Source organism: Wolbachia endosymbiont of Drosophila aff. chauvacae BK-2020 (assembly GCF_032848195.1).
Taxonomy (GTDB): Bacteria; Pseudomonadota; Alphaproteobacteria; order Rickettsiales; family Anaplasmataceae; genus Wolbachia; species Wolbachia pipientis.
Genome location: NZ_CP136586.1, coordinates 359924 through 372157 on the forward strand (window position 1 = coordinate 359924; position 12234 = coordinate 372157).

The window sequence follows — 12234 nt, forward strand, 5'->3', positions numbered from 1 at the left end:
TATATTAAAAATAATGGAGGCATATATGTTAACTAATAGCACTGAAACTGTATCTTTAATTGAAACTTCTTCTAATCTAAATATCAGTCCTTCTGATAATAATTCGATTTCGGATACTAAAAATGTACCTAAATCAACACTAGATGAGAACGTACCTAAATACGTCACTCTTAATAATGCAGAAGAATGGAATGAGTTCTTTATAATGCAGAACAACACTTCTACTAATACCACTAATAAAAAGAAACCAAAACCTTATATTCATAAGGATAGTAATGGTATATGTACATATACTGCTCGGGATGAGAATAAATATGGTGGTAAGAACATTATAGGCAAAATTGCTGAACAAATTAAAGAAGAGATATCTAAAAATATAGAAAATAATGATATAGAATTTATAAAACTTAAAGAAAGCAAAAATGAAGATAATATTATTGAGCCTGCCGTAAGAATTGCGATAGGTAGTAATACAAAAGAAATAAGCATGAGTGACATTCTAAATAACGATTTGTGTAAACAATATGGCGTGAAAGCAATTACATTATTGCTACCTCAAAGTAAAGCAAGGGGGCTACTTTGCCGGGTTGATGAACATGGAACAAGAATTTATGAAGTAGCTAATGGGTCATATCAAATGACTTTAAAGTGGAATGCTCAAGGAAAAGAATGTAATATTAAAATTAATATTCATGATAATGGCTCCGTAGAACTTATTGAGGGTAATGGTGTTACTATGGAGCAATTAGCTGCACATAAAGAAGTAAAAGTAGGAAGGCAATATGAAGCAAAGCCTTTACATGAAGTGTTAGCATCACAATTGCCACAAACACAATTACAAAAAGCTCTGAAGAAGTAAAATTTTTGGAGCAGCATTCAACAAATGTAGAAGACTTGAGCGGCGCATCACAAAAGCATCAAGCTCCTGCTGCTTCAAAATAGGTAAAGTAGTAAAAATTCAGTATAAGTTGCTTGCATCTGCAAGTAACTTATACTTTTATGATGAGCAACACAATACTACCAAGAAATTTCTACGAGCGGCCAACTTTGGTTGTAGCCGGGGAGTTACTAGGAAAGATGCTGAAATTTTCTAACTTTAGTGGAATAATAACCGAAGTTGAAGCCTATATAGGAATGAGTGACCCAGCTTGTCATGCAGCTAAGGGTTATACTAACCGAACCTCAGTAATGTTTGGTATGCCGGGGTTTTCATATGTGTACTTTATATATGGAATGTATTACTGTTTAAATATTGTAACAGAAGCAGAAGGGTTCCCAGCAGCAGTGTTAATACGGGGATTAAAGCTCATTGAACCGCTTGAGGCAAATTTAGGTGGGCCAGGAATATTGTGTAAAAGATTAAATATTACAAAAGAACATAACAAACAGGACCTTACTATAAGCCACGAATTTTGTGTTTATGAATCTCACCTCAAACCAGATTATGTGTGCACTCCGAGAATCGGAATTAGTAAAGGCCAAGAGAAATTTTGGCGGTTTAAAAACTTAAGATCTTGCGTAGACTATTTGCCAATTGGATAATCACCAGTGAAACAAGCATCACAATATTGTGGTGTAGCATTGTTACGCACTTCTCCTTTAACAGCCTGATATAATCCATCAATACTCAAGAAGGCTAGGCTATCTACTCCTATAACTTCCTTAATTTCCTCTACAGATTTATTTGCAGCAATTAAATCTTTGCACTCTGGCGTATCTATTCCATAAAAACAAGAATGCTTAATTGGTGGGCTTGAAATTTTGAGGTGAATCTCTTTTACTCCTGCATCCTTTAGCATAACTATTATATTTGTTAACGTACTACCACGCACTATACTATCATCTATTAAAATTATGTTTTTACCTTTCAAAGTGTGCTTATTAGCATTGAATTTTAATTTTATTCTAACTTTACGTACTTCAGCGGTTGGTTGTATAAAAGTTCTTCCTATGTAATGATTACGAATTATTCCCAGTTCCATAGGTAATCCTGAATGCTTTGCATATCCAATAGCTGCAGGTATTCCAGAATCAGGTATTGGTACAACCATATCTACATTGTTTTTTGGTGGGCTCTCTTCTGCAAGTATTCTTCCTATTTCTTTTCTTGTATCGTATATAGACCTATTCTCCATTATGCTGTCTGGTCTTGAAAAATAAACGTATTCAAAAATACAAAAACTTGATTTTTGCTGTGGGAAAGGAAACATTGAGGCTAGCTTACTACCCGAACTGATGGTAACTAATTCGCCTGGTTCTATTTCTCTAACAAACTCTGCATTTATTATATCAAGAGCACAAGTTTCAGATGCAAGAACGTAAGAACCGTTTAACTTTCCTAAAACAAGAGGCCTGATTCCAGATGAATCACGTACTCCAATAACTACTTCTTGATTGATTGCAACAAAAGAATAAGCACCTTGTATTTGCTTTAATGCATATATAAAACTCTCTAAAAAGCTATCTTTTTCACCGCTTGCTGTCAGATGCACTACTACTTCTGTATCAATATCTGACTGAAAAACGCACTCTTGTTTAATCAATTGTTCGCGTATCGGAGAAATATTAATTAAATTACCATTATGTGCTATGGCGAAATCCCCAAATTTGCCACTTTTGCTAAACATGGGCTGCACTCCAAACTTATTACCACTTGTTGAGTATCGAACATGACCTATTGCACAATCTCCAGGTAAGGATTTCTTTATTTCATCTATATCATCAAATACGCTGCTCACTTGACCTTGAAAGTGATAAGAGTGCAGCTTATCGTTGTTACTGGTTACTACGCCAAAAGACTCTTGACCTCTATGCTGCAAAGCGTGGAGAGCAAGTATAGAGTTAAAAGCAGCACTTTGGTTGCAACTTATGCCAAATACCCCACATTCCTCACGCATTTCATCTAGCATAAAAACTATTAAGTAAAATTTAATTTTACTTTAGCATAGGTAAAATACAAGCATTTTGTTGTTCATCTGCTTTTATTGCCAGCAATAATCCTATGCATATTAAGCTTGCAGCAGTTGTACTTCCTCCATAGGACAGAAATGGCAATGGGTCGCCTATCACAGGTAAGAGGCCCATTGTCATTCCGATGTTTATAAAGAAATGAGCACTAAAAAAGGCGAAAATGCCGATAGATATCGACTTAGAAAAATAATTTTTCGACCTATAAGCGATAGAGAAAATTATGCCAAGTAATGAGGTATAAAGCAAAATTAAAGCCATGCTACCTAAAAATCCCCATTCCTCACTCAGCACTGCAAAAGCAAAATCTGTACGTTTCTCCGGCAAAAATCCAAGTTGAGTTTGACTTCCGTTAACAAAGCCCTTACCAAGCAAACCTCCTAAACCAATAGCTATCTGAGATTGCTGCGCATTATAACCTATTCCAAGTGGATCCACTGATGAATCCAAAAACGACAATATCCTTTGCTTGTGATAAGGACGTAAAAAAGGCCAAATAGCCGGTACTGCAAAAATGCCAAGCGTTCCACATATTACCGAATGAGATCTTTTTATTATTGCTGTGAATATAATTGATATCCCTATAAATAACATTATCACAGCTGTGCCTAAATTAGGTTGCTTTAACACCAAGAACACGGGTAAGAAAATAATTATAAGTGCCTTAAGCAATCTTTTAAATTCCATCATTTTATATACACTCTGCTTATCAAAATAGCGAGCAAGCGCAAGTATTAAGCCTACTTTTGCAAATTCTGATGGTTGCAAACTAATTGATCCAATTCTTATCCACCTTGTTGCACCCATTATGTGTGAGCCAAAAAAATTCACTACTAATAGCGAAATCACTGCTGCTACATAAAAAAAGTAGGCGTGCTTCAAATAAAAATCTAGCTCTATGAATGACATAGCTATAGCAAGTAGGAAAAAGAAGGAGAATATGACCAGTTGGTGAATCGCAAATGGCACCCACTTTCCTCCAGCAGAAGAGTATTGAACAACAATGCCAACGCAAAACAGCGCTATCACGTTAATGACTAACAACCAATGAATCTTCTTCAGTCTATCCACAATAAAGACCTTATAACCTTAAAGTATAGTAAAATATGAAACAAAGATAAAAATCAAAAAACCAACTTCTCAACTACTAACCGAATTGGAGTGCTATATATTCCAGTTACTACTGTTAAAACTGCCATAAACAATAGACAGAAAAGCATAGGAAATGGCACATCATTAATTTTGTCCGGTGTCATTCCAGTGCGTGACGTTGCATCATTTTCAAAATACATTTTCTCTACCATCTTCCACATATATATCAATGCAAGGAAAGAGCCAGCAGCAAATGTTACAAGGGAAATCCACGCATGAGATTCGATAATTGCTTTCATTATATACCACTTGCTTACAAAGCCATTTGTTAAAGGCACACCGATTAATGCTAAACTGAGTAGAGTGAACGCAAGTGCTGTATAAGGCATTGATTTCTTGAGTCCCGATAAATTCTCTATTTTTGTTGTATCAAATTTGTAAGAAATACATCCTGCAGCCATAAATAAAGATGTTTTTATTATGCTGTGGTTTACTATGTGAAGAATTGCTGCAAATACACCTGTTTTTGAGTTAAAACTCAGTGCTAAAATTATATAACCAATTTGGCTAATACTAGAGTGAGCAAGCAGTCTTTTTATGTCTTTTGCGGTTATTGCAAATATCGACCCAAATATAACAGCGCAAAGTGCGAGGATAATTATCACTTTGCTTAGTGATGGTTTAAATAAGAAGAAATTTTGATGAAAAACAGTATAAAAGATTCTGATGAAAACATATATCATCACTTTTGTCACTGTGCCTGAAAAGAATATGCTAATGAAACTTGGCGCCTCACTATATGCATTAACCAGCCACCTGCTTAATGGAAACAGTGCCATTTTGATTGAGAGACCAATAAAAATGAACAACGTGCCAAGTTTTATGATGTTGTTATCGTGTAATGGAACTATTCTTTCAGCCATGTCAGACATATTGAGCGTTCCAGTCATTGAATACAAGAGCCCGATGCCAAATAAATAAAATGTTGCGCCTATTGTTCCACTAATTAGATATTCAAATGCTGCAACCAAGGCTTTTTTATCCCTTCCCATTGAAACTAATACATAAGAAGAAAGAGATGAAATTTCCAAGAAAACGTAAAGGTTAAATATGTCGTTTGTTACTAGAATCCCGAGCAGTCCGCTTAAGCACAGTAGAAATAGAGAGTAAAAACCAGTGATTTTGTTTTTGCTAATTTCTTTTTCGTTAATATAAAAGCTATAAAGCACGCTAATCAGCGCTATAAAATTCACCAAAGTTAGAATCAAGGAGTTTAACACGTCGATTCTTAACTCTATTCCATACGGAGGAGCCCAATTTCCAAGGTGATAAGTTATAATTTCACCTTTATATGTTTTAATGAGTAGTATTGATGAAATGATAAGAGTGATTGTTGTTGCAATAAAAGAAATAAACCAAGATACCTTGTGTTTCTTGGCAAGAAAGCAAAACATTGATGCAATTATTGGTATAATAACTTGTAAGATTGGTAATTGCATTAAATTGTTGTTAATATATCGTTAAAGTATTAGTATATATAATACTTTTTGTTTTAATACCCTTATGTTATCTAAAATTTGTAACGCAATAAAACGCCTATTACGAAGAGAAGATAAATTTGTAGGAAGAGATGAAAATGGAAATTCTTACTATGAATCAAGTAAAGGAAAAAGGTGGGTTATGTATAGCAGTGTCTCTGAGCCTACAACAGTGCCTCCGGAATGGCATATATGGCTTCACTATACTGATAATGTAGTACCAGTTAATAATAAAAAAAGAAAAGTAAAACATACTCCTAATTTAACGGGTACAAAAGATGCATACTATCCAAACCAAAAAGTGAAAAATTACTATAAAAGCTGGAGTCCTGATAACTAAAGATGCGAAGGTCAAATATACTTGAAATAACCGCTGGATTATTTGTATTAATTTTCACTATTTTTCTGATTTTCTTTGCTATTGATAAGCTATCTTACATAAAGAAAAACTATAAGGATTGCAATAAAATATATGGTCTTTTTGCTAACGCTAACGGTATAGGAGTTGGTGATAGTGTCAAGATCTCTGGTGTAGATGTTGGAAGCATAACTGGTGTATCACTTGACAAAGCTACCTACGTAGCACGAATCGATATGTGTATAAGCAAAGACATAAAATTGCCAATTGATAGTTCAGCTCTGATCACTAGCAGTGGAGTTGTTGGCAGTAAATTTGTTAATATATCACCTGGATCAGATATTAAACTAATCTTGCATGGTGGTAAAATAGAGTATACTCAAGCTGAAGCAAATATGGGTGGAATAATGGACAGAATTCTTGGTATGTTTACAAAGTGAAAATGGCAGGATTCCAAGTATATCCGTTCAGGTAAAGCCTCCTGTAGTTCTAAAGTATTTAAGGAGTTTGCCTTATTTCTTGCCTTTTCTACCGCTTGCTTTGGGGTTTATAGTATAGAAAGTGCCTTAATAGTTGCAGTGCATGTCTATCAATGATAAAATGAAAATTAATTTATTTTGATATTATGATTGGTTTACTGTTTGCCGTACTGTTGTTCCTCTGTGGTAGTGATGCACTTGCAAAACAGGAGCCACGTTCAATAGCTGGAGATAATCACATAAAGGTGATAAATTATAACCCACAAGCTATACATAAGTATACGGGTTTTTATGGTTATCAGTCCAGTATATTGTTTGAACCAGGGGAGGTAATACAAAACCTTTCAATGGGTGATTCAACTGGTTGGCAACTCCTTCCTCAAGGTAATAGATTGTTTATTAAGCCTATAGATGATATTGCCGATACTAATGCAACTATAATTACCAATAAAAGAGTTTATTACTTTGAACTTCATGCTGAAGAAGCAACTGGACTAGATGATCCAAGATTAGCATATGAAGTAAGGTTTCTTTATCCACTATTTAGCAGTGATGAGATTTACACAACAAATAACGGTGATATCTTCGAACAAGCTAGTCATACCATTATTCCTGATATCAATGATATTGAAGTTGTAAAGAAGGGATTAAATTTTAATTATTCCATCTCGCACGTCAAAGGTAGTCAGTCAATAATACCAATTAAGGTTTTTGATGACGGAAAATTTACATATCTACAATTCAATAAAATAAACTCTGATTTTCCGGCAGTTTTTATGGTTGATTCTGCAGGATATGAGTCTTTAGTAAATTTCCGTACAGTTGATAACTACCTGATAATCGAAAGGGTAAGTTCAGTGTTTACCTTAAGGAATGGATCGAGTACAGTTTGCCTATTTAATGAAACCATACCTTTCAAAAAAGGGTAAAGGCTATAATGCCCGAGATATGGGTGCAAAATTTTTTCTATGATGTTCTGTAATTCCATAAAGGCCAATAGCGTTAAGGTGCTCTTTTGTCCCATATCCTTTATTTTTATACCAATTATATTCAGGATGCTTATTATGCAATTCTTGCATAAGCCGATCTCTCGTAACTTTTGCAACGATTGAAGCTGCTGCAATTGATGTACTCAAATTATCACCATTTACTATGGATTTCACTTGCCATTTCACTTCAGGTGGTTGATTACCATCAACTAGTACATAATCTAATTCTAGGTCCAAGTCTATCAACGCACGTTTCATTGAAAGCTTTGTTGCTTGCAAGATATTGTATGAATTTATTTCTTCTACGCTTGCCATTCCTATACCAAATTTTGCAACGGATGTTATTTTTTCATATAGGACTTGCCTACATTGAGGAGTCAACTTTTTCGAGTCGTTGATTCCATCAATAATTGTATTTCTATCAATAAACACTACGGCTGCGGATATTACTGGACCAGCTAGCGGACCTCTTCCAACTTCATCCACTCCTGCTATCACTCCTGATAATTTATTTTCTAATGTAAAGTCTGGGTATTTCATAGGTTTTTATAATAAGAAAGTTATAGTAAAAACTGAACAGACAATAGAAATTATCCAAAATTTCATAACGATTACATTTTCTGACCATCTCTTCTTCTCAAAGTGATGATGTATTGGTGCCATAAGAAAAACTCTTTTTCCTTCTCCATATTTAAACTTTGTATATTTAAAATATGATATCTGAATAATAACAGATAGAGTCTCTATTACAAAGATTATTCCAATAATGGCAAAAAGCATTTCTCTTTTAATTAGGACACTAGTTAACCCTAAAGCCGCACCTACCGACAAGCTACCAACATCACCCATAAATATTTTTGCTGGATGTGTGTTAAACCACAAGAAACTTAGAATAGCTCCTATAAATGCAATGCAGAATAAAGTAATATTCATATCTGCCTGAGTTATATATGCAATTAGCCCCAAAAAAGCAAAGGAAGTGATAACTTGAGTTGCAGCAAGGCCATCCAAACCATCTGTGAGATTCACAGCATTAGAAGAGCCGACAATTACAAACGCAGCAAACGGAACATATAGATAGCCAAAATCTATTATTACTCCTTTAAATAGGGACGTTTTTGTAAAACATTCAGCAGAGTATAGCTTAAGTATAAACACACCAACCAGAGCAACAATAAACTGAATAAGTATTTTGGTTTTTGCACTTAAACCTCGATAGTGATTTGTCTTCAATTTTAAATAATCATCAATAAATCCAAGTAGAGCAAAAAATAGAGTTATCAATATCAGCAGCAAAATTTCTGGTGTTAACTGAGCCCAGAGTAAAATTGGTAATAAAGAAGAAATCAGTATTATTATTCCGCCCATAGGTGGTACATTCTTTTTTGTTATTAAATGACTTTCTGGTCCACATGATCTAATTGGTTGCCCATCTTTGCTTATTTTTTTTAGAAGCTTTATAAAATAGGGAAAAAGAATAAACCCAAAAACAAATGAGGTAAAAAATACTTTTGTAGCTAAGATCATCTGCTTACTTAAATTGACTAAGTGTCATACCACCTATAGCTAATAAAGTCAACTTCTGTCATCCTATAGCCTGACCCACAACTGTACGAACATTGTGATTTGGGCCCATCAGTAGGGTGTCATCCCAGTCTGGAATCCACAACTGTACGAACGTTGTAGTTTGGACCACCAGTGGGGTGTCATCCCAGTGCCCAGACACTGGTTCTATGCAACTTAATTAAAAACGTTTGTTTTAGTGTAAGACAATTACCTTTAGCTTATCAGCTCAGTTATAAGCAAAATTTCTGGATTCCAGACTGGAATGACACCATTTGCTGTGCAATTTACCTTCAAAAATGAATGTTCGTACAGTTGTGAACCTGTGGCAGGTATTACATAAGAGCATTTCCCTCTTCTAAATTAAAACGCACTTTTGCCTCCTTTGCAGTCTATACTTTAGATGTATTTAATTTACAAATACTAATTATTTATTAATAATGGTGATATGTAAATATAGTTATAAAATAATTGTTACACTTGAATTCCTTCCTGGTTTCTGTTGTTATCAGAACATTTAAAACACTTTAAGAAAGCTGCTTAGTTAAATTAACTTAGACAAGTAAATAGCAGTTTTGCAGCCTGTTTTTATGAATGATGATAAAATGTTGTAGCCAAATGCGCTTTCAGCATTGTGCTGAATTGCAATATCTTTGTGCTCTAACTCCTCGTCGCGAAATTTACTTATAGTTTCTCTTAATTCCCCATCTTCTAAATGTGAAACTTGCTCTTTGTAGTGCTCCCCGATAACTTCTTCAACTGCAGCAGTGCAAGCCATAGCAGCTTTTTTGCCCATAATGGCAGTTGCAACGCCAAGCGACACTCCTAAAACACGCCAAACAGGCAACAAAACAGTAGGACGAACTTTTTGCTCTTTGATTTTCTCATTAAAATAGTGAAAATGCTTTTTTTCCTGCTCTTCCATTTCAATTATTTCATTGATTATAGAAGATTTCTTAAGAATAAATTTTTGACCAGAATAAATGCAAATAGCTCCATATTCTCCAGCGTGATCTACTCTAATTGCCTGTTGCAAGAACTGATTGTTGCTGTACCTTAAATTATTTAGATTTCTTTCTTTCTCCACAATACACCTTACCTGATACGAACAGAGCTACTATGAGATAAATTAGATTCCATGTTGCTAAGGAAACACCTAGAACGTAATGAGGTCTGTCACAAGATGGAGAGTAATTAGGATTTAGTAGATTATTTCTGAGCTCTTCTATACTAACGTTACTACTTGCTTGCTCTGTACAACCTAAAACATCATGAAATAAGTGAAGTTCAAGACCTATATGATAAAAAGATATTACTGCACCTATGAGGTAGCTGCAAAACATTGCATAGATTAGAATTTTGTTGTCTTTAAGCATGCACGCTACTGCAAGTAATCCAGCGATATAGTAAACTATTCGCTCGTATGTACATAACTTGCATGGCAGCATGTTGAAAAAATATTCTAGCACATATGCAAAAATTAGAGCAGCGGCACTCGACAGCAGAAAGATTGCAGGAATTCTGGAATTATTACACATAACTTTAAGTAAATTATCCCTGAAAGTATAAAGCAGAGTATTCATTTTACATAGGGATTTTTATTTTTTTTCAAAAGCAATCTAACTGGCACACCGTCTGCAAAGAAATTTTTTCTGAGATCGTTAATTAAATAGCGTTTGTAACTTTCATCAACACTTTCAGGTATGTTACATATCAAAGAAAAAGCTGGAGGTTTAGTACCAATTTGAGCGATATACTTCATTTTAACTGCTTTGCCTTTTACAAGAGGGTGAGAATGTTTTCCTACAGCATCTATGAGCCACTTATTCAGTTTTGCAGTGCTGATCTTCTTGTTCAAGGATTCACTCACTTCAAGACACTTATCTATCACATCACCGCAGCGCATGCCTTTTAACGCAGAAATTGTTATAGTTGGCACTTCCAAGAATAACCTGGTTACTTCCTGTTGTTTGACAAATTTTATTAACCTGCTTCTGTCATCCTTACCTATTAAATCCCACTTATTTAAAACAACAATAATCCCTTTCCCTCCCTTAATTGCAGCTTCACCAATTGATAAATCCTGCTGCTCAATACCAACTAGGGAGTCTAGCATTAAAACTACCACATGAGAGCGCTTGATTGATTCCATGCTTTTCTCAACAAATCTTGATTCTAAGCCATCTACAACATTCGCCTTTCTGCGGATTCCGGCAGTGTCAATTAGAGTAATTAACTCTCCATCATGATCATATGTAATATCCACAGAATCACGTGTGGTACCTGGCTCTGAACTTGTTATTAGTCTGTTTTCTGCAAGTAAACCATTTAAAAAAGTTGATTTTCCAACATTCGGACGGCCGATGATCGCGATCCTCAGCCTACTCAGTTCATTGTTAGGTAACTCAGTGTTCTCGTTAAAATTTTCAATAACACCAGCTAATGCATCATAAAGATCAACCATGCCAAGATTATGCTCGGCAGAGATATACACCGGGCCAAGAAAATCAAAAAACTGCAAATAATCAACATTGTCGGATTTATGACTCTCGCATTTATTTGCTACTAGTATTACAGGTTTATTTATTTTTCTCTTCAGCCACTTTGCAAACTCTTCATTTCGCTCATTTTGCACTTTTGCATCAACAAGAAAGAAAATTATGTTTGAATTGGATAAAGAAAATTCGATTTGTTCAATAACTTGTAGTGAAAAATTAGTTTGGTCGTTCCATCCTCCTGTATCTATAACTTTAAACTCCAAATCGCTAATTCTCCCCATTCCCTCTCGCCTATCCCTTGTCACTCCTGGAATGTTACTCACTACTGCTGCTTTTCTTCCTACTAATCTGTTGAATAGGGTCGATTTTCCAGCATTTGGTAGGCCTACTATGGCGATTTTTAGCATAATTCAAGGGCATGTTCTATATGAAGTAAATTATAACCGAAACTTTTCAATTTAACTATTGACTTCGTAGATTATATAAGCATACTACAGTTAGAATTTTTTTATTTCGTTATGTAAAATATGGGGTAGTTATGCTAGTGTCAGAGCAAATAGAGAGTGTAGATAGAGAAGAATTAAAGCAACAAAATCATATACATAAAGATACAGAGTATTCGGAAGAGACGACAATATATGGGCATATTAATCAACATATGGAAAAAAACATCTCAAATACATTGCATGAAATATATGATGCTCTTATGTCATATAACGAATCGGAACAGCCAATGGCGTCAACTTAAGA

General features: G+C 34.7%; 14 protein-coding genes. 6 read left to right on the forward strand and 8 right to left on the reverse strand.

Annotation, left to right across the window (positions count from 1 at the left end; all coding sequences use genetic code 11):
- Positions 1 to 25: 25 nt before the first annotated feature.
- Together R0F62_RS01885 and R0F62_RS01890 are read left to right on the forward strand one after the other, a co-directional pair.
- A complete protein-coding gene (locus R0F62_RS01885; RefSeq protein WP_274978991.1) occupies positions 26 to 859 on the forward strand; it encodes a hypothetical protein in 834 nt (277 codons plus the stop codon).
- A 143-nt stretch (positions 860 to 1002) separates the two neighbouring features.
- Complete coding sequence (locus R0F62_RS01890; protein ID WP_038199418.1) at positions 1003 to 1542, forward strand: DNA-3-methyladenine glycosylase; 540 nt, start codon at positions 1003 to 1005, stop codon at positions 1540 to 1542.
- Here R0F62_RS01890 and purF read toward each other — a convergent pair.
- From purF to R0F62_RS01905, 3 genes are read right to left on the reverse strand one after another with little or no spacing between them, the layout of a single operon-like run.
- Entirely contained in the window at positions 1524 to 2909 is a 1386-nt protein-coding gene (purF, locus tag R0F62_RS01895; protein WP_010082377.1) for an amidophosphoribosyltransferase, read from the reverse strand. The genes R0F62_RS01890 and purF overlap by 19 nt on opposite strands.
- Positions 2910 to 2934: 25 nt before the next feature.
- Positions 2935 to 4038 carry a rod shape-determining protein RodA gene (rodA, locus tag R0F62_RS01900; RefSeq protein ID WP_274978990.1) on the reverse strand — a complete coding sequence of 368 codons (1104 nt, stop codon included), beginning with the start codon at positions 4036 to 4038 and terminating at the stop codon, positions 2935 to 2937.
- A 53-nt stretch (positions 4039 to 4091) separates the two neighbouring features.
- The gene (locus tag R0F62_RS01905) at positions 4092 to 5558 is read right to left on the reverse strand and encodes a proton-conducting transporter transmembrane domain-containing protein (protein ID WP_274978989.1); all 1467 of its coding nucleotides are present in this window, start codon (positions 5556 to 5558) and stop codon (positions 4092 to 4094) included.
- Positions 5559 to 5622: 64 nt separating this feature from the next.
- Here R0F62_RS01905 and R0F62_RS01910 point away from each other — a divergent pair, with 64 nt between their 5' ends.
- From R0F62_RS01910 to virB9, 3 genes are all read left to right on the forward strand, one after another.
- Positions 5623 to 5937 (forward strand): NADH-ubiquinone oxidoreductase subunit NDUFA12 family protein, encoded by a 315-nt coding sequence (locus R0F62_RS01910; RefSeq protein WP_007548590.1) that lies wholly within the window; start codon positions 5623 to 5625, stop codon positions 5935 to 5937.
- Between the two features lie 2 nt (positions 5938 to 5939).
- Positions 5940 to 6395 carry an outer membrane lipid asymmetry maintenance protein MlaD gene (gene mlaD / locus R0F62_RS01915; RefSeq protein ID WP_010082331.1) on the forward strand — a complete coding sequence of 152 codons (456 nt, stop codon included), beginning with the start codon at positions 5940 to 5942 and terminating at the stop codon, positions 6393 to 6395.
- Positions 6396 to 6580: 185 nt separating this feature from the next.
- Entirely contained in the window at positions 6581 to 7363 is a 783-nt protein-coding gene (gene virB9, locus R0F62_RS01920) for a P-type conjugative transfer protein VirB9 (RefSeq protein WP_010082330.1), read from the forward strand.
- A gap of 3 nt (positions 7364 to 7366) precedes the next feature.
- Here the strand turns inward: virB9 and R0F62_RS01925 are convergent, their stop codons facing one another.
- From R0F62_RS01925 to der, 5 genes are all read right to left on the reverse strand, one after another.
- Complete coding sequence (locus tag R0F62_RS01925; protein WP_010082329.1) at positions 7367 to 7963, reverse strand: ribonuclease HII; 597 nt, start codon at positions 7961 to 7963, stop codon at positions 7367 to 7369.
- 6 nt (positions 7964 to 7969) lie between these two features.
- Positions 7970 to 8950 (reverse strand): phospho-N-acetylmuramoyl-pentapeptide-transferase, encoded by a 981-nt coding sequence (gene mraY / locus R0F62_RS01930; protein WP_274978988.1) that lies wholly within the window; start codon positions 8948 to 8950, stop codon positions 7970 to 7972.
- 580 nt (positions 8951 to 9530) lie between these two features.
- Complete coding sequence (locus tag R0F62_RS01935) at positions 9531 to 10073, reverse strand: demethoxyubiquinone hydroxylase family protein (RefSeq protein WP_006279362.1); 543 nt, start codon at positions 10071 to 10073, stop codon at positions 9531 to 9533.
- On the reverse strand, positions 10048 to 10569 hold the full coding sequence (locus R0F62_RS01940; protein ID WP_010963042.1) for a disulfide bond formation protein B: 522 nt from the start codon (positions 10567 to 10569) through the stop codon (positions 10048 to 10050). The genes R0F62_RS01935 and R0F62_RS01940 overlap by 26 nt, the downstream gene beginning before the upstream one ends.
- Positions 10566 to 11891, reverse strand: coding sequence for a ribosome biogenesis GTPase Der (gene der, locus R0F62_RS01945; RefSeq protein ID WP_274978987.1), 1326 nt, complete (start codon positions 11889 to 11891; stop codon positions 10566 to 10568). The genes R0F62_RS01940 and der overlap by 4 nt, the downstream gene beginning before the upstream one ends.
- A gap of 131 nt (positions 11892 to 12022) precedes the next feature.
- Here der and R0F62_RS01950 point away from each other — a divergent pair, with 131 nt between their 5' ends.
- Positions 12023 to 12232 (forward strand): hypothetical protein, encoded by a 210-nt coding sequence (locus R0F62_RS01950; protein WP_010081834.1) that lies wholly within the window; start codon positions 12023 to 12025, stop codon positions 12230 to 12232.
- The last annotated feature ends 2 nt before the right edge of the window (positions 12233 to 12234 follow it).

Bases quoted from the DNA above. Each gene is read 5' to 3' on its own strand.
- R0F62_RS01885 (WP_274978991.1), top strand. From the start codon at position 26: ATGTTAACTAATAGCACTGAAACTGTATCTTTAATTGAAACTTCTTCT.
- R0F62_RS01890 (WP_038199418.1), top strand. From the start codon at position 1,003: ATGAGCAACACAATACTACCAAGAAATTTCTACGAGCGGCCAACTTTG.
- purF (WP_010082377.1), bottom strand. From the start codon at position 2,909: ATGCTAGATGAAATGCGTGAGGAATGTGGGGTATTTGGCATAAGTTGC.
- R0F62_RS01905 (WP_274978989.1), bottom strand. From the start codon at position 5,558: ATGCAATTACCAATCTTACAAGTTATTATACCAATAATTGCATCAATG.
- R0F62_RS01910 (WP_007548590.1), top strand. From the start codon at position 5,623: ATGTTATCTAAAATTTGTAACGCAATAAAACGCCTATTACGAAGAGAA.
- mlaD (WP_010082331.1), top strand. From the start codon at position 5,940: ATGCGAAGGTCAAATATACTTGAAATAACCGCTGGATTATTTGTATTA.
- virB9 (WP_010082330.1), top strand. From the start codon at position 6,581: ATGATTGGTTTACTGTTTGCCGTACTGTTGTTCCTCTGTGGTAGTGAT.
- R0F62_RS01925 (WP_010082329.1), bottom strand. From the start codon at position 7,963: ATGAAATACCCAGACTTTACATTAGAAAATAAATTATCAGGAGTGATA.
- mraY (WP_274978988.1), bottom strand. From the start codon at position 8,950: ATGATCTTAGCTACAAAAGTATTTTTTACCTCATTTGTTTTTGGGTTT.
- R0F62_RS01940 (WP_010963042.1), bottom strand. From the start codon at position 10,569: ATGAATACTCTGCTTTATACTTTCAGGGATAATTTACTTAAAGTTATG.
- der (WP_274978987.1), bottom strand. From the start codon at position 11,891: ATGCTAAAAATCGCCATAGTAGGCCTACCAAATGCTGGAAAATCGACC.
- R0F62_RS01950 (WP_010081834.1), top strand. From the start codon at position 12,023: ATGCTAGTGTCAGAGCAAATAGAGAGTGTAGATAGAGAAGAATTAAAG.